General features: G+C 41.0%; 16 protein-coding genes and 2 tRNA genes. 6 read left to right on the plus strand and 12 right to left on the minus strand.

What is annotated here, in order from left to right:
* Window positions 1-450, minus strand: a complete 450-nt coding sequence (locus BV902_RS22780; protein WP_075993915.1) for a MarR family winged helix-turn-helix transcriptional regulator — start codon at window positions 448-450, stop codon at window positions 1-3.
* A gap of 129 nt (window positions 451-579) precedes the next feature.
* Between BV902_RS22780 and BV902_RS22785 the strand changes: the two genes are divergently transcribed.
* From BV902_RS22785 to BV902_RS22800, 4 genes are all read left to right on the plus strand, one after another.
* Window positions 580-819, plus strand: coding sequence for a FeoA family protein (locus tag BV902_RS22785; RefSeq protein WP_046672175.1), 240 nt, complete (start codon window positions 580-582; stop codon window positions 817-819).
* Window positions 819-2,921, plus strand: a complete 2,103-nt coding sequence (gene feoB, locus BV902_RS22790) for a ferrous iron transport protein B (RefSeq protein ID WP_075993916.1) — start codon at window positions 819-821, stop codon at window positions 2,919-2,921. Before BV902_RS22785 ends, feoB begins: the two co-directional genes overlap by 1 nt.
* A gap of 6 nt (window positions 2,922-2,927) precedes the next feature.
* Window positions 2,928-3,089, plus strand: coding sequence for a FeoB-associated Cys-rich membrane protein (locus tag BV902_RS22795; protein WP_075993917.1), 162 nt, complete (start codon window positions 2,928-2,930; stop codon window positions 3,087-3,089).
* A 385-nt stretch (window positions 3,090-3,474) separates the two neighbouring features.
* Entirely contained in the window at window positions 3,475-4,893 is a 1,419-nt protein-coding gene (locus BV902_RS22800; protein ID WP_075993918.1) for an amino acid permease, read from the plus strand.
* A 71-nt stretch (window positions 4,894-4,964) separates the two neighbouring features.
* On the opposite strand, the gene BV902_RS22805 is transcribed toward BV902_RS22800, so the two are convergent.
* The 3 genes from BV902_RS22805 to mnmA all read right to left on the minus strand — a co-directional run bounded on the left by BV902_RS22805 (window position 4,965) and on the right by mnmA (window position 7,899).
* Window positions 4,965-5,507: a GNAT family N-acetyltransferase gene (locus BV902_RS22805; RefSeq protein ID WP_075993919.1), complete on the minus strand. Its 543-nt coding sequence runs from the start codon at window positions 5,505-5,507 to the stop codon at window positions 4,965-4,967.
* 51 nt (window positions 5,508-5,558) lie between these two features.
* Window positions 5,559-6,623: a PA0069 family radical SAM protein gene (locus tag BV902_RS22810; protein ID WP_075993920.1), complete on the minus strand. Its 1,065-nt coding sequence runs from the start codon at window positions 6,621-6,623 to the stop codon at window positions 5,559-5,561.
* Window positions 6,624-6,807: 184 nt separating this feature from the next.
* Window positions 6,808-7,899, minus strand: a complete 1,092-nt coding sequence (mnmA, locus tag BV902_RS22815) for a tRNA 2-thiouridine(34) synthase MnmA (RefSeq protein ID WP_046672147.1) — start codon at window positions 7,897-7,899, stop codon at window positions 6,808-6,810.
* A 187-nt stretch (window positions 7,900-8,086) separates the two neighbouring features.
* Here mnmA and BV902_RS22820 point away from each other — a divergent pair.
* Window positions 8,087-8,159: transfer RNA gene (locus BV902_RS22820), tRNA-Phe, on the plus strand.
* 42 nt (window positions 8,160-8,201) lie between these two features.
* Window positions 8,202-8,274 (plus strand) — tRNA-Phe (locus BV902_RS22825).
* A gap of 241 nt (window positions 8,275-8,515) precedes the next feature.
* Here BV902_RS22825 and BV902_RS22830 read toward each other — a convergent pair.
* From BV902_RS22830 to fucP, 8 genes are all read right to left on the minus strand, one after another.
* Window positions 8,516-9,307 (minus strand): SDR family oxidoreductase, encoded by a 792-nt coding sequence (locus tag BV902_RS22830; RefSeq protein WP_075993921.1) that lies wholly within the window; start codon window positions 9,305-9,307, stop codon window positions 8,516-8,518.
* 181 nt (window positions 9,308-9,488) lie between these two features.
* A complete protein-coding gene (locus BV902_RS22835; RefSeq protein ID WP_075993922.1) occupies window positions 9,489-10,316 on the minus strand; it encodes an amidohydrolase family protein in 828 nt (275 codons plus the stop codon).
* A 25-nt stretch (window positions 10,317-10,341) separates the two neighbouring features.
* On the minus strand, window positions 10,342-11,199 hold the full coding sequence (locus tag BV902_RS22840; RefSeq protein WP_075993923.1) for a fumarylacetoacetate hydrolase family protein: 858 nt from the start codon (window positions 11,197-11,199) through the stop codon (window positions 10,342-10,344).
* 41 nt (window positions 11,200-11,240) lie between these two features.
* On the minus strand, window positions 11,241-12,005 hold the full coding sequence (locus BV902_RS22845) for an SDR family NAD(P)-dependent oxidoreductase (RefSeq protein ID WP_075993924.1): 765 nt from the start codon (window positions 12,003-12,005) through the stop codon (window positions 11,241-11,243).
* Window positions 12,006-12,007: 2 nt separating this feature from the next.
* Window positions 12,008-13,321 (minus strand): alpha-L-fucosidase, encoded by a 1,314-nt coding sequence (locus BV902_RS22850; RefSeq protein ID WP_075993925.1) that lies wholly within the window; start codon window positions 13,319-13,321, stop codon window positions 12,008-12,010.
* A 49-nt stretch (window positions 13,322-13,370) separates the two neighbouring features.
* Complete coding sequence (locus tag BV902_RS22855; RefSeq protein WP_075993926.1) at window positions 13,371-15,029, minus strand: UxaA family hydrolase; 1,659 nt, start codon at window positions 15,027-15,029, stop codon at window positions 13,371-13,373.
* A gap of 2 nt (window positions 15,030-15,031) precedes the next feature.
* Entirely contained in the window at window positions 15,032-15,364 is a 333-nt protein-coding gene (locus BV902_RS22860) for an L-rhamnose mutarotase (RefSeq protein ID WP_075993927.1), read from the minus strand.
* Between the two features lie 10 nt (window positions 15,365-15,374).
* On the minus strand, window positions 15,375-16,640 hold the full coding sequence (gene fucP, locus BV902_RS22865) for an L-fucose:H+ symporter permease (protein ID WP_075993928.1): 1,266 nt from the start codon (window positions 16,638-16,640) through the stop codon (window positions 15,375-15,377).
* Between the last annotated feature and the right edge of the window lie 131 nt (window positions 16,641-16,771).

Below are 16,771 nucleotides of genomic sequence, written 5' to 3' on the forward strand. Positions count from 1 at the left end.
TTAGCCGCGAAGTTTATCCAACAGTGCACTTAAAGTCATTGCCTCTTCTTCGCTAATTCGATCGGGTAAAAGATCCTTCATCAACATATCCTCATCTAAACTCTTAAGAATCTCGAGGCCCTTCTCAGTGATAACCAAATCCACTGCCCTTTTATCACCACCCGATTGACAACGTGAAACCAATTCTTTGGAAACCATGCGATCAATCATACGCGAAATATCTGGTGTAGTGCTCAACATTCTTGATTTAATCAGATTATTGGTTGCAGGCTTGGGATATTGGCCCCTCAATATGCGCAAGACATTAAACTGTTTCAAAGTGATTCCTTCTTTGGCAGCACGCTGTTCAAGCTCATTGTTAATCCAATTGTACGTGTAAAGAATATTTACCGTACAACGATGCCATTCATTGCTGAATTTACTTACTTTGATTTCGTCCTCAATCTTCATTCTGGTTGATAATTAATCGTTCTGAATAGTAAAGATAGCTGTTTTTTACTAAATACATAACTATGACATTAGAATCATTCTAAATGGTAGAAATTCTGTATATTTGAAGAATTCAAAAAAAACAGGCAGATGCGTAATAGAACTAGCTTAGATAAGCTAAAAAAAGGGGAAAAAGCGGTAATTATAGATTTTGATTCACACGAAATTCCAGCTAAATTTTTCGAATTGGGGTTTATACCCGGTACTGAAGTAGAGGTGAAACATATCGCACCTTTGGACGGTCCTATATGTCTAAATATTAGTGCTAATAACGCCTTAATTGCTATCCGCAAATCAGAAGCTAAAGTCATCCTTATTGATCAGAAATAATGAATAACCCGATTATTGCACTTTTGGGTAATCCAAATGTGGGTAAAACATCTCTATTTAACCGGATTACAAAATTAAATCAGAAAGTAGGAAATTATCCCGGTATTACGGTCGAAAAACGTGAGGGGCAAGTTAAAGCCAACAACAAAGTTTATCGTATTATTGACTTACCGGGCACATATACCCTGTTCCCAAGTTCATTGGACGAAGAAGTTGTTTTCAACACTTTAGTCAATAAAGAAAGCAGTTTCAGACCAAACCTCGTCGTTGTCGTCGCTGAACCTACGAACCTAAAACGGTCTATTATTCTTTATCAACAAGCCCGGGAACTCGGTCTGCCGGCCATCTTTGTCATCAATATGATCGATGAAGCCAAAGAAAAAGGAATTACAATCGATGTTCAAAAACTTGAACACCTATTAAATACTAAAGTATACGAAACCAATGCACGTACGGGGCAAGGTATCGATCAGCTGATCAAAAACTTTGATGCTGTTCCGCCCATGTATATCAGCAAATTCAGTCTACCAACGGAAGCTGATGCAGCATTAGAGGAAACTAAACGTCTTTTCCCATTAGATACGGAATACCACACCTGGCAATACCTGGCCAAAGGCGAAGTATCCTTTTTATCGAAGGAAAAAAATCAGGCTATTCAGCAAATCCGTGAAAAATATCAATTGCGGGCCGAGAAGCTGCAAAAAGACGAAGCCATATTGCGCAGTAAATCCCTAGATAGCAGCCTTGCTGAAATCTATGTAAAGGATGAATCCGCGAATAAAAACAAAACCAATACGATTGATAGCATCCTGCTTCACCCAATCTTTGGTTATGTCATCTTCTTTGGTATCCTCTTTTTAATCTTCCAGGCAATTTATACCTGGTCTGGACCAGCCATGGATTTTATCGATGGCTTATTTGGTGATCTTGCAGCCTATACGCAAACAGCACTTCCTGCAGGACCTCTGACCGATTTGCTCAGCAATGGTATTATCAAAGGTATTGGCGGGATTGTAATCTTCATTCCACAGATTGTTATTTTATACATCTTTATCTCGATCATGGAAGAAACGGGCTATATGAGCCGTGTTGTTTTCCTGATGGACCGCTGGCTGCGTCCCTTTGGTCTAAATGGAAAATCAGTGATTCCATTGATTTCCGGAGTGGCCTGTGCTGTTCCTGCGGTCATGTCTGCACGTAACATCGAAAATAGCAAAGAAAGACTGGTCACTATTCTGGTAACACCTTTTATGACCTGCTCAGCACGTCTCCCTATTTATATCGTTCTGATCGGACTGGTGATACCGGACACGAAATTAGGAGGCTTTCAAATACAAGGGATTGTATTGTTTGTGATGTACCTGCTTGGCATATTCGCCGCTTTGCTATCCGCGATTATCCTGACCAAAGTCATCAAATCAAAACACAAATCATTTCTCATCTTTGAACTCCCCACCTATAAGACTCCGGATTGGAAAAATGTAGCCTTAAATGTCTGGGAAAAAGCATCAAGCTTTGTCTTCGGCGCAGGTAAAATTATTTTAGCCATTTCTGTTATACTCTGGGCATTAGGTAGTTTTGGTCCAAACGACAAATTTAGCCAAGCAGAAGAATATGTATCAAAAAATAACCCCAACCTGTCCGAAGCAGATTTGGAGCATGAAGTTTCATCTTATCGTCTGGAACACTCCTTCCTTGGTTATCTTGGCATGGCTATTGAACCTGTTGTTGAACCATTGGGCTATGACTGGAAGATGGGCATAGGTCTCATTTCTTCCTTTGCTGCCCGAGAAGTGTTTGTGGGCACAATGGCGACAGTATATAGCCTTGGTGACGAAGTGGATATCGAAGATGAAGCATCTAAAACAACGGTATTAGGCAAAATGAAAAGCGAAATTAACCGGAATACCGGTTTACCGGCTTACAATTTAGCTTCCGGTGTATCCTTATTACTGTTCTATGCTTTTGCTATGCAATGTATGAGTACAATTGCGGCAGTAAAAAGGGAAACAGGCTCATGGAAATGGACTTTAATACAGCTTGGTTTCATGACAGGTTTGGCCTATTTCAGTGCCTTAATTGCTTATCAACTTTTAAAATAAAAAGCTATGGATAATTTAACAGTACAATATCTCATCGTAGGAATTCTCGTTTTGGCGGCTGTATGGTATGTCGTTAAAAATGTCCGAAAATCATTAAAGGGCAAGTCGAGCTGCTCGAAAGGCTGTGGATGCGACTGCAGCGTAGAAAAAACACAAAAAGCAAATTAATTTATCTTTTTGAGTAGCATTTGCAAATAAGATTTCGTTATTAGCTAGAGTGGCCAAAAATCACACTAGCTACTAATTCATAAAGCGCCGTATTTTCAAATTACGGCGCTTTCTATTTCTTAACCAAAAACATTGCTCCCCCCATAGTTTATAAAAAAACAACGAAATACATTAAAACCACAACAGAATGTGCACAAATACCTAAGTGTTTTATTAACTTTATGCGCTTAGGGCAAAAGATGCACTGGGAGCCACGTTATTCGTCGGCACATCATACAGCGGCAGCAATTTTGACCAATTCGATTCTGGTACGGAGTAAAGTCTTCACAGGTTTCCCCTGCCAAGGATCGGTCAAAACAGACTAGTAACCGTATTAACCATACACATGGAGAAACAGAACAATAAGGAAGAATTAAAAAGAGGACTTCAAAATAGACATATTCAATTAATTGCCCTGGGTGGTGCAATTGGTACGGGTTTATTTCTAGGTATCGGAAAGGCTGCCACACTAGCTGGGCCGGCAGTTATACTCGGCTATGCTTTCGCTGGAATTATTGCTTTTTTTATTATGCGCCAATTGGGCGAGATGGTCGTTGAGGAACCTGTTTCAGGAAGTTTTAGCTACTTCGCCAATAAATATTGGGGGTCTTTTGCAGGTTATGCTTCGGGCTGGAACTATTGGGTCCTGTATATCTTGGTGAGCATGGCCGAACTCACAGCGATAGGTGTTTATGTGCAGTTCTGGTGGCCAGAAATACCTCTATGGGCATCAAGTTTATTTTTCTTCTTTGCAATCAACGCCCTTAATCTTGCCTCTGTCAAAATTTATGGCGAGACTGAATTTTGGTTTTCTATCATTAAGGTTATTGCGATCATCGCAATGATAGTTTTCGGTGTATACTTACTGGTAAGCGGTACTGGAGGTGAGCAGGCAAGTCTCAGCAACCTGACTTCACATGGCGGTTTTTTCCCAAAAGGCTGGTTTAGCGAAACATCGGATGGCAATTTTGAAGGTCTCCTTTCGGCCATGGCATTGATTATGTTTTCTTTCGGTGGTCTAGAGTTGGTTGGTATTACTGCTGCAGAAGCCGAACATCCCGAAAAGAACATCCCCAAAGCGACCAACCAGGTGATCTATCGGATCTTGATCTTTTATGTAGGTGCACTCATTATTCTTTTCTCTTTGACACCGTGGACGAATATCACCGCCGATACAAGTCCTTTTGTACTGGTATTTGACAAACTTAATGGATTTGAATTTACCCTCTTTGGAAAGACTTTCTATTTCACAAAAATTATCGCAAATGCGCTAAATCTCATTGTTCTTACCGCCGCATTATCAGTATATAATAGCAGTGTGTACAGCAACAGCAGAATGCTATATGGACTGGCAGAACAGGGGAATGCCCCTCGTTTTCTTTCGAAACTCAACAAGAATCATGCGCCTATTAACGCAATTTTGGTCTCGGCACTGTTCGCTGCGATCTGTGTATTTATCAACTATATTGCGCCGAAAAATGCCTTGGAGATCTTGATGTCGCTTGTGGTATCTTCACTGATTATAAACTGGGTCATGATTTCCATTACACATTTGTATTTCAGAAAAAATAAACTCGATGCCCACTTGCGGACCAAGTTCCCATCCTTTCTATATCCCCTAAGTAACTATATCTGTCTGATCTTTTTGATCGCTGTACTTGGCATCATGTGGATCACAGGAATGAAACTTCCGGTAGAATTGATCCCCGCTTGGCTTATATTACTCTATGTGAGTTATGTTTTGATCAAAAGAAAGAAATCTTAGTTCACAGAACCTCGATCTTATCAATAAAAAAAGCCTGATTCATTGCATGAGTAAGGCTTTTTTGCTAAAATTTAAAGCGGGTATTCCTCCCCGAGAATAGCAAATTCATAATTATCGCTCCAACCATCTTTTAACGGCAAAATTTTGCGTCTGCGGGCCTCTTTGACCATGCCGACTTTCTCCATTACTTTAGCGGAAGCGATATTTTCAACCGCACAACCGCCCTCAATTCTATGAAAATTAAGTTCCTTGAAACCAAATGTCAGGATTCGGTTCAATGCCTCTGTTGCATAGCCCTTCTTCCACATTGTCGGAACAAGCTTAAACCATACTTCTGCATTTCGATAGCGTAGCTTGACAACGCTGATATTAATTAGACCAATAAACTCCTTTCCTTCTAGAGTTTCTATATAAAAGGTATAATCCTTTCGGACATCGGATTCATGGATTTGCGCTGACCAAGCTTCCACCATTTGCGCCGTATGGGCTATTCCATCCGGAAATCCACTCGGATTAAACAATGCAGATTCAGGGTACATTAATAGGGAATGGATATTTTCCAAATCTATTTTCTCTACGGATCTGAGCTTGAGCCGTTCTGTTTTAATTTCCATTTTTAAAATTACACAAATGGCTTATTTTCTGCTGCCATTTGACACTAATAACTAAAACAATCCCAGCTGTGTGCCTGCATCGGGTAAGCGAAAAAGATCCCTTCTCAAGGATGGGAGCGTCCCATTATTCATATATTTCTTGACAGAAAGCTTGAATAAATGCTGTAAACTCTCGGCCATATGACCATCCCCTTTTATCCTCCGCCCGAAATCGGTATCGTTAATTTTTCCACCATGACAGGCTTCAATCCAATGTAATACCTTCTCAGCACGGTCAGGGTAGTTCTGATAGAGCCAATCCTTAAAGATACCACCGATCTGTCCATTGAGCCGCACAATGGTATAAGAGGCTGTAATTGCTCCCGCATCTGCCCCCGAACGAATCAGATCTGAAATCTCATCACTATTGATCCCCGGAACAATGGGTGCCATCATCAGCATGACGGGTACACCAATCCCTGTCAATCCCTCGATCAGTTTCAACCGGGCCGATGCCGTTGCAGTACGGGGTTCCATTTTCTGACGTACCTCCTCGCGCAACGAATTGATGGTTACTGCAACGGAAACCAGATTGCGTGCTGCAAGCTCACGCAACAGATCAAAATCCCGCCGCATCAGTACATTTTTGCTGATGATAGAGACCGGATGCTGGTATTTGAGCATCAATTCTAAAAGCGAGCGTGTGATACCCAGCTTCCGTTCAATAGGTTGGTAACAGTCTGTATTGCCGGAAAGCATAATCAAATCGGGCTGATAGCTCGATTTTCTAAACTCCTGTTCGAGAAGCTGAGCGGCGTTATGTTTTACCAAGATCTTACGCTCAAAATCCAATCCTGCACTAAAACCCCAATACTCATGCGAATTGCGCGCATAACAGTAAATACACCCATGTTCACAGCCCTGATAGGGATTAATGGATCTTTCAAAACGGAGATCCGGACTATTTGACTTGGAAATAATGGATTTTGGATGAGTCGGAATAAATTGTGTTTTTTCGGCCCCCAAAAACTCCTCATCCAACCCTTCAACATGCTCCTGCACGTATTGGTTAGAAAAAAATTTGTTATTGGGATTGATCTGTGCCCCTCTACCCTTAAAATATTCTGACGAATTCATAAGTTAAAATTACTAAAATTATTAGCAATAACAAATTAAGATTTCTCAATCTTTATAGCGGAAAGTGAATATCTTCGAGTTTGAAGCCCAGATAAGTCGCATTTTAAACCAAATAAAAATCCCTATACTGTAAAGACAGTATAGAGATTAAAATTCTTATGCTAGATCTCAGTCCAGCTTCTTCTTATTTCATTAAGAAACCACCACCGAGTAGATCATTGCCTTCATAAAAAACGGCCGATTGTCCAGGAGCAATACCCTTCACATTGTGTACAAAATCAATGCGTACTTTATCGCCTTCTTGGGAGATGGTCGACAAAGCACCAGAATCTTTATAACGTACCTTTGAAATTGCTTCCATCGGTTGATCCAGTCCGGCATATTTCACAAAGTTCACATTGCGAACATAGGCATGTGACTTTTCAAGTTCGTGTTCTTCACCCAATACCACCGTATTACTTTCTGGAAGGATTTCGATCACAAACATCGGTTTACCTAAGGCAATACCTAAGCCTTTACGTTGACCGATGGTGAAATAAGGGTAGCCAATATGTTTACCGACGACGGTACCATCGGAAAGGATAAAATTACCTGGACCAATTTGTTGATCCAATGTTGGCACCTTATGTCTCAAAAACGCACGGTAGTCGTTGTCAGGAACGAAACAGATTTCATAACTTTCAGACTTATTGGCCAATTCTTTTTGTCCCATATCCAAAGCCATCTGACGAATTTCCTTTTTCGTGAAAGATCCTAAAGGGAACTGCGTCCGCGCAAGGTTTTCTTGAGACACACCCCATAGAACGTAAGATTGATCTTTATTTTCATCCTTACCTTTTGATATCACATAGCGACCATTGTCGTGCATACGGATATTGGCATAGTGCCCGGTAGCGATAAATTCACAGTCCAATTTGTCAGCACGTTTCATTAAAGCCTCCCATTTGATGTGGGTATTACACAATACGCATGGGTTAGGCGTGCGTCCAGCAATATATTCTTCTACAAAATTATCAATCACAAAATCTCCAAACTCATCACGTATATCTAATATATAATGAGGGAAACCATAGTTTACGGCTAATGTACGAGCGTCATTGATACTATCAAGGCTACAACATCCGGTCTCTTTCGACGAACCACCTGCGGATGCATAATCCCATGTCTTCATCGTGATACCGATAACTTCATATCCTTGTTCGTGGAGCATGACAGAAGCAACGGAGCTATCTACCCCTCCACTCATTGCAACTAAAACTCTTCCTCTTTTACTCATCTCTAATTATTGAAATGCAAAGATACAGCTTATTCCTTTTCCTATATGTTAGTTTCTTGTAATTTTATCTCGATCAAAATCAACACGTTCGAAAAAAGTATAAAAATAATCTCCATAAAAGTTTTAGAATTCAAATTATCGGACTATATTTGCATCGCAATAGGGGAACAAACCCATAGCAAAAAGCGGTGCCATAGCTCAGCTGGTAGAGCAAAGGACTGAAAATCCTTGTGTCCCTGGTTCGAACCCAGGTGGCACCACGCTTCAATCTGATGATCACAGATTTAAATAAAAGGTCAACTGGTGCCATAGCTCAGCTGGTAGAGCAAAGGACTGAAAATCCTTGTGTCCCTGGTTCGAACCCAGGTGGCACCACAAAAAAAAGCTTGTTCATTGAACAGGCTTTTTTTGTTTTAGCTAACTGCATTTCATACAACTTCCCCTTCGTCTTCGCTATGTAGAACATTCACCATACCACTACTACCCGAGTTCGATGGGAGGTGTTTTCATTGATTGAAGGGCAATATCAAAAAACGCTCATGGATTTTGGAAATGAACAAAGTTGTCTCTTTAAAAACCACACAAGTTTAATTTCCAAAATCCAATCGCTGCTCTGCTACGATTCAGCAATAATAGAGCGATCCAGATGCACATAGCCACCGTCCACATGAATCAATTGGCCAGTTGTATGACTTGACTTGTTAGACAGCAAAAAGACTGTTGTATCGGCTATTTCTTCTGCTGTCGTCATGCGATGCTCCAATGGAATGCGATCCGTAATTTTCTTCAACGTCTCCTCCGGATTCGATAAGGTTTGAATCCAGGTATCGTATTGCGGAGTGGCACATTCTGCCACGATAATGGCATTTACACGAATCGAGTAAGGTAACAATTCTACAGCCCACTCGCGTGTAAGCGCATTGCGTCCGCCATTGGATGCCGCATAAGCCGAGGTATTCCCCTGTCCTGTTTCGCCAGTTTTGGACGAAATATTCACAATACTGCCCTTAGAAGCTTTCAATGCATCCAAGGCATGATGTGCCATCAGATAGTAGTGAATTAAGTTCTTATGCAGAGAAACAACAAATTTTTCATAATTACCTGATGCTAATCCGACACCATCATTTTGCCCAGCATTATTCACCAAACCATCGATACGGCCATATACTTCCAATGTTTTTTGGACTGCTCGTTCACAATCTTCGGGTTTAGATAACTCTGCTTCAATACAGAGTGCATCCACACCAAATTGCTTGATTTCTTGCTTGACTTTTTCATTATCCGCCTGTTTACGGCCAACAATGACCGGAATAGCCTGTTCTTTAGCTAAGGCATGAACTACGGCCCGCCCGATACCTTTTGCTCCGCCGGTAACAATAACAACTTTATCTCTTAAATGAAGATCCATAATACTTTTATTGAATGGTTTGTTTCATTGATTGTGCTTAACATTCGCAACAATGAACTCGTTCTCTGGTTATTGATTAATTTTATATTGACGTTATTCAGCCCATTTATCCGGCTTCTTGGCCAATAAAAAACTTCAGCATGTTATTTTTCCCTTTCATAACATACTGAAGTTTTTCCTTTTAAAGATTATATACACGTATAGCGTTCTCTGCCCAAAATGCGTTCTTCTCTGCAGCTGTAAATTGCCCTAGTTTATCTTCAACTATGGCAATACTTTCTTCATAAGATGCCGCCAATAGACATACCGGCCAATCTGACCCATACATAATGCGCTCCTTTCCAAAACGTGCAAAGATATGCTCCAGATATTGTTTAAAATCATCAAGCTTCCATCCCTCCCAATCGGCCTCTGTGGCAAGTCCAGAAACTTTACATACAACATTCGGAAAAGCCGATAGCGCATCAATAAACGCTGCCCACTCATCAAATGCTTTCGACTTGATTGGCGGTTTGGCAATATGATCCAACACAAATTGTAGATTTGGATTTTGCTGCACACAATCTAGCGTTGCTACATAATGACGTGGACGGATGAGCAGATCATAAGTATAACCATAATCTGCCAATGCCTTCAGTCCATTTAGTACGGCAGGGCGGATAAGAAAATCAGGATCCGCTTCTCCTTCAACAATATGACGAAATCCTTTGATGACGGTATCTGATTGATAGGCATCCAACTGTTGTCGAATATCTGCTGCTTGAAGATCAATCCAGCCCACAACGCCTTTAATAAAAGGATAATCATTAGCCAGCTGAACCAAATAAGCAGTCTCTTCTTTGGATTGATCTGCCTGAACAGCAACACTCCCTCCGAATCCATTTCGTTCAAGCACAAACTGAATATCCAAAGGGCTGAAATCACGTCTTATGACCTGCATTTCTTCGGTAATCCAACGATCTCTAATTGGGTCGAATTTCCAGAAATGCTGATGGGTATCTATACGCATAATAAAATGAAAACCTGATGAGCAATTAATTTTTTGAATACGCTACAACAGTCTGACGGGACTCCCCAAGACCATCTGCTCCTAACTCGATAACATCACCGGGTTTCAAGTAAATCGGTGGATTAAATCCTAACCCAACACCTGCAGGTGTACCTGTTGAAATAACGTCGCCAGGCAACAAGGTCATAAATTTAGACACATACGATACCACATGTGCTACCGAGAAGATCAAATCCTTGGTATTGCCATCCTGATAGGTTTTTCCGTTTACCTTTAACCATAGGCGCACATTGTTGATATCTTTGATTTCCTCTTTTGTCGCCATGAAGGGTCCCATTGGCGCGAAAGTATCACATCCTTTTCCTTTATCCCAGGTACCGCCACGCTCCAACTGATACTCACGTTCGGAAACATCATTGTGCAACACATAACCAACTACATAATCTAAGGCCTCATGCTCTTCTACATAAGAGGCTTTTTTGCCGATCACGATACAGAATTCCACTTCCCAATCTGTTTTTAAAGAATCTTTAGGAATCATGACATTATCGTATGGCCCTACCAACGAAGTGGTCGATTTCATAAAGATGATCGGTTCAGCAGGAATAGGTGCGTTGGTTTCCTTTGCATGGTCTAAATAGTTCAATCCAATACAAACAATTTTGGATGGGCGGGCAAAAGGTGCTCCGATACGCTCGTCTTGAGGAACTTCAATCAACTTACCTTCATTTGCCTTCACAAATTCTTCTAAACGAGCTACACCATCCTCAGCAAAGAATTGTTCATTGTAATCACCACCAAATGCGCTTACATCGTAATTTACACCATCGATCTGAACACCGATTTTCTCTTTGCCTTGAGCTCCAAAACGTATTAATTTCATTTTTATAGTATTGAGATAATAGATATTTTATTTTTAGCTTTTTAATTGTTCAATTTAATAAAACCACCGTCAATTGGATAGTCATTCCCAGTAATAAAGCCCGCGTCGTCACTACACAGAAAAAGTGCTAATTTGGCAATTTCCTCCGGTTGTGCCATTCGGCCTATTGGCTGGCTTGCTGATAATTTTTCAAACATTTCTTCCTCTTTTCCAGGATAGTTTTTTGCGATAAATCCATCGACAAATGGCGTATGTACACGTGCAGGCGAAATGCTATTGCAACGAATACCGTATGCCATGTAATCCCTTGCAACAGACATTGACATCGCGTAAATAGCACCTTTGCTCATCGAATAAGCAAAACGATCCGTGATACCAACCCATGCAGCGATGGATGCTAGATTAAGGATTGCTCCAGAACCTTGCGCTTTCATCATCGGCACGATAGCATGCAATGCATTATAAGCGCCCTTAACATTCACATTAAAAACACGCTCAAAATCTTCTGATTGACAATTTTCCAAATTACCAACATGAGCAATACCTGCATTATTTACTAAAATATCAATTTTTCCGATATTTTGTGCTATAGCAGTAATTTCTTGCTGATCAGTTACATTACAACGATTAAACACGGCCTGACCACCCAAAGCCAAGATCTCATCAACCACCGCATTACCACCGTCTTCATTCAAATCCAGAATATGAACTTTTGCTCCTTCTGCAGCAAATTGCAGACTGATCGCACGGCCTATCCCACTACCACCACCGGTAATTACAGCTACTTTTTGTTCTAATTTTCCCATTGTTATTTAATTGTTAATGTCAATACCAAATCTGCTTCATCTGTCGATGTTGGCAAATCCACGCGTAGACTATTGTTCTTATGACTAAACTTAATCTCTTTCTTTCCGATAAATGTGCTTACTTTTTTCACTTGATAAGGCAGGTTATTGATCAACAATTCCTTTTTATCCGTTTTAAACACATGTAGATACACCTGGTTTCCTTTTTTTGTCAACGCATAATCGTCTGTTGGCGACACCGCTCCCCCCTCTGTTCCATAGATTGTTTCACCATAAAGCGATAGCCATTTTCCAAGTTCTTTCAAACGCTCCTGTTGATAGTCCTGAATCTCACCGTTCGGCATTGGACCTACATTGAGCAATAAATTGGAGCCATGACCAGCTGCCTTGACCAGGTATTTCAGCACTTCCTGAAAAGATTTTCGTGTCCGATCTTTCAGTTCAAATCCCCACGATCCAGCAATTGTTCCACATACTTCCTTCGGTAATATCCCAACATCATGTGCTTTCGTGCCGAACCCAGTGGTATTCTCCCCAGGTAAATCACGTTCGAACATCTGAAAATCTTCACCTTCAAATGGTGCCAAATGGTGATTGTTACCCACCAAACATTGTGGCTGTAACTTATGAATCAATTCATAGATTTCTTTGAAATGCCAATCTTCATTGGGCTTGTCCCAATGACCATCAAACCAAATCCCATCGATGTTGCCATAATTGCTCAACAGCTCCGTTAATTGGCTTTTCATAAACTGGACATAATGATTCCAATCCCCTTTTGTTGAATCGCGGCCCGCAATGCCGCCGCCCGTTTTACCAACGGGTAGATAATCATCCCGGTGCCAATCCAAAAGTGAATAGTAGAACATCACTTTTATCCCTTCAGCATGGCAAGCTTCCACCAACTCTTTCACAATATCGCGTTTGAAGGGCGATTTCTTCACCACGTTATAATCCGAAATCTGGCTATCCCACATCGAAAACCCATCATGATGCCTGGTAGTAAAGGTGATATACTTTGCTCCGGCCTGTTTAAATAACTTCGCCCATTCTTTCGCATTGAAGGAAATTGGATTGAAAAATTTAGGCAGCAATGCATATTCATCCAAACTGATATTTTGGTTATTCATGACCCATTCACCATCTCCCAGCACACTATATACCCCCCAATGGATAAAAACACCAAACCGAGATTGTTCAAACCATTCCCTATTTTTTAAATTTTCGGGACTCGGTTGATAATGTTGCTGGCTATAGCTCGCGGATACAGATCCCATCAGCAAGGCCAAACCACAGATTACATGTTTAAGTTTCATATGTAAATAATTAGTTGTCATGGATTTTCAATAAACTCATTATACTCAACTACAATGAAACACCTCTACGCCATGGAATGAAATCGTCTTGCCCCAACAACACCGCTTTTGGTTGCACTTCACCGGAAGCAACTTCTATCACATAATCCAAAATACGATGTGCAACTTCCTCAATAGTCTCTGTACCTTCGATAATGGTACCACAGTTCAGATCCAGGATATCGGGCATTTTCTCAAAAGTTTTGGTATTTGTTGAAAGTTTCACAACCGGTGTAATCGGGTTACCCGTGGGTGTACCTAGGCCAGTCGTAAACAAGACGATATTGGCACCTGCGGCCACCTCTGCAGTGGTACTTTCCACATCATTACCTGGAGTACATAATAAGTTTAACCCCGGACCGTTGGCCAATTCAGGATAATCAATCACTGCTGCAACAGGTGAGGTTCCTCCTTTTTTGGCTGCTCCTGCAGACTTAATCGCGTCAGTAATTAAGCCATCACGAATATTTCCCGGAGAAGGATTCATATAGAAACCCGAGCCATCAGCCTCGGCTTTTGCATTGTAAGTACGCATCAGCGACATAAAACGCTCCGCAGTTGGCTCATCGATACAACGATCACTCAACTCCTGTTCCACGCCACATAATTCAGGGAACTCCGCCAGAATCACCGATCCGCCTAAAGTCACCAAAATATCCGACACAAAACCGAGCGCAGGATTGGCAGAGATACCCGAGAATCCGTCCGAGCCACCACATTCCAGTCCAATACACAATTTGTCCAATGTGGCTGGTTTGCGCTCATTTTTATCAGCTTGCATCATCCCCGCAAAAGTTGCTTTAATAGCCTTTTGCATAAGTTCCTTTTCAGTTCCTTCTTTCTGCTGCTCGAAAATATATAGCGGGCGATCAAAACCAGGGCTTCGCTTTTCAATTTCCGCCTTCAGAATAGAAGCCTGCGCATGCTGGCATCCTAAACTCAATACGGTTGCCCCCGCAACATTCGGATGGGTAATATAGCCAGCCAAAAGACCGCATAATGCATCCGAATCCATACGCGTTCCACCGCATCCCATCTCATGATTCAAAAACTTGATTCCATCGACATTTTTGAATAGGCGTTCCTGCTCACTGGAAGTCGAATTAGCAAGCAGATCCTGACTAAGGATCGCATTTACATCAGCACCAGACTTATATAAGCCGATGAGATCTTCGACCTCGGAAACGTAATTATTTGCTTTTACTTTATAGCCCAGCTTCTCCTCAAAAGCAGCTTTCAAGGTCAATACATTTCTGTTTTCGCAAAAAACTAACGGAATAACCAACCAGTAATTGGCCGTTCCAACAGTCCCATTTGAACGGTGAAATCCATTGAACGTTTTATCTTTAAATGCAGCAACATCAGGTTTTGTCCAAGCTGTCTTACGGTTGCCCATTCTAAAATCTTCCGACGCATGGCGCAAGTTTTCGGTGGTAATAAGTTCCCCTTCAGCTAAAGGAGTATTCAATTTCCCTACCAGAACACCATACATCAATATCTCTGTATCTTGTTCCATTGGCTGGATCGTGAATTTATGTTTGGCAGCAACAGCTTGCTTTAATGTAAATTCCTTACCTTCAAAAACAATTGTTGTTCCCTCAGCCAAGTCCTGTAATGCAACAAGGACATTATCCATTGGATGGATCTGTAAATAGCGCTGTATAGCCATAATTATACTAATTCAAATATTTTTGTCATCATTACCCATTTCTCTCCTGGCTTTGCCCCCGGAATAGCCGTCTGATATTTCCACATCAGCTGTTCCCATTCCTGAACTTTTTCATTGGCAGCATCCATAGCTGATTTTTTCTCAAACGAAAAATCTTCACCCACCTCCATGTTCATAAACAATCTATTTTCAAAACGATAGATCTCCATCTGCAGAATACCTGCCTCCAGAATCGAGCGTTTTATTTCCGGCCACACTTCACGGTGGTAATCCTCATATTCCTTGATCAATTGTGGATCGTCCACAAGATCCAAGGCCATGACATATCTTTTCATTACTAACTAATTAATGTGATTTAAGATTTTCTGTTTCCGCAATACTGACATTTCTATTTTGGAAAGCAAACAATAAGACAACAATAAAACAAACCAATGGTACAAAATAGCCGTATTGGAAATGTCCCGTTTTATCGGAGATAAAACCCAATATTGGAGGCAATAAAGCACCACCTACAATAGACATGACGATCAAACTAGAAGCAGATTTGGTATCGGCACCAATACCTTGTACACCAAACGCGAATATTGTCGGAAACATAATGGACATAAAGAATGCAATGCCAATCAGCGCATAAAGGGTCTGAATACCCGATCCGAAAATGACAAATAGGGATAGAACGATCGCTATAGCGGAATAGATGATCAAGAGCTTGGATGCTGATACAAAACGCATAAAAAATGTACCGATAAACCGGCCCAACATAAAAGCCAATCCAGCGAACCCAGCATAATCGGCACCATCCTTACCCGATATTCCGGCAGCTTCTGTTGCATATAATACAAGGAAGCTTAAAATACAAACTTGCGCTCCCACATAGAAAAATTGAGCCACCACTGCCCAACGCACATTTTTATGACGCAATGCGTGGAAAAAACCGGCTCTACCTTCTTCCTCAGCATCTTTGATATCAGGTAATCTGGTAAAGAAAAACAACGCAGCAATCAATAAGATCAATATCCCCAGTACCACATAAGGCAATTTCACAGCAGCTGTTTCCGACTGAATATACGCCATCTTTGCCTGCTCAGCCATTTGCGCCAGTTCTTCCTGTGATTTGGGTTCATGGGATAAAATAAATTTTCCCCCAAAAATCGGAGCAACAAAGGCTGCTAACCCATTAAAAGACTGCGCAAAATTTAGTCTTTGCGCCGACGAAGCTGGATCTCCCAAAATCGCTACATACGGATTTGCAGCGGTTTCCAGAATGGTAAGACCACAGGCTACAACGAACAATGCCCCCAAAAAGAAAACATAACTTATCGTATTGGCCGCAGGTACAAAAAGAAAACAGCCAATGGCAAAAAAGATCAATCCGATCAGAATACCAGCTTTATAGCCGTATCTTTTCATGATAATTCCAGCAGGAATCGCCATCACAAAATAAGCGATAAATACAGCCGAATCGACTAAGGAAGCCTGAAAATGGGATAAACTAAACGAATTCCTCAAATGCGGAATTAAGATTGGATCAAGGTTATGAATAAATCCCCAAAAAAAGAACAAGGATGTCACCAAAATCAAGGCAAATGCGTAACTCTTTTTATTCGTCATATTTTTCAAATGGTTATAAGTAGTTATTTAATGTAAAATAAGCTTAAAAATGCTAGACAATATTCAAGTATATTATCAAATTATTAAGCTATATTACCATAGCTAAACTGAATTATGTAACTTTACTGCAT

The sequence above is a fragment of the Sphingobacterium sp. B29 genome, assembly GCF_001952815.1.
In the GTDB taxonomy this organism is placed as follows: Bacteria; Bacteroidota; Bacteroidia; order Sphingobacteriales; family Sphingobacteriaceae; genus Sphingobacterium; species Sphingobacterium siyangense.

Coding starts and splice junctions, on each gene's coding strand:
- BV902_RS22780 (WP_075993915.1), bottom strand. CDS start 450: ATGAAGATTGAGGACGAAATCAAAGTAAGTAAATTCAGCAATGAATGG.
- BV902_RS22785 (WP_046672175.1), top strand. CDS start 580: ATGCGTAATAGAACTAGCTTAGATAAGCTAAAAAAAGGGGAAAAAGCG.
- feoB (WP_075993916.1), top strand. CDS start 819: ATGAATAACCCGATTATTGCACTTTTGGGTAATCCAAATGTGGGTAAA.
- BV902_RS22795 (WP_075993917.1), top strand. CDS start 2,928: ATGGATAATTTAACAGTACAATATCTCATCGTAGGAATTCTCGTTTTG.
- BV902_RS22800 (WP_075993918.1), top strand. CDS start 3,475: ATGGAGAAACAGAACAATAAGGAAGAATTAAAAAGAGGACTTCAAAAT.
- BV902_RS22805 (WP_075993919.1), bottom strand. CDS start 5,507: ATGGAAATTAAAACAGAACGGCTCAAGCTCAGATCCGTAGAGAAAATA.
- BV902_RS22810 (WP_075993920.1), bottom strand. CDS start 6,623: ATGAATTCGTCAGAATATTTTAAGGGTAGAGGGGCACAGATCAATCCC.
- mnmA (WP_046672147.1), bottom strand. CDS start 7,899: ATGAGTAAAAGAGGAAGAGTTTTAGTTGCAATGAGTGGAGGGGTAGAT.
- BV902_RS22830 (WP_075993921.1), bottom strand. CDS start 9,307: ATGGATCTTCATTTAAGAGATAAAGTTGTTATTGTTACCGGCGGAGCA.
- BV902_RS22835 (WP_075993922.1), bottom strand. CDS start 10,316: ATGCGTATAGATACCCATCAGCATTTCTGGAAATTCGACCCAATTAGA.
- BV902_RS22840 (WP_075993923.1), bottom strand. CDS start 11,199: ATGAAATTAATACGTTTTGGAGCTCAAGGCAAAGAGAAAATCGGTGTT.
- BV902_RS22845 (WP_075993924.1), bottom strand. CDS start 12,005: ATGGGAAAATTAGAACAAAAAGTAGCTGTAATTACCGGTGGTGGTAGT.
- BV902_RS22850 (WP_075993925.1), bottom strand. CDS start 13,321: ATGAAACTTAAACATGTAATCTGTGGTTTGGCCTTGCTGATGGGATCT.
- BV902_RS22855 (WP_075993926.1), bottom strand. CDS start 15,029: ATGGCTATACAGCGCTATTTACAGATCCATCCAATGGATAATGTCCTT.
- BV902_RS22860 (WP_075993927.1), bottom strand. CDS start 15,364: ATGAAAAGATATGTCATGGCCTTGGATCTTGTGGACGATCCACAATTG.
- fucP (WP_075993928.1), bottom strand. CDS start 16,640: ATGACGAATAAAAAGAGTTACGCATTTGCCTTGATTTTGGTGACATCC.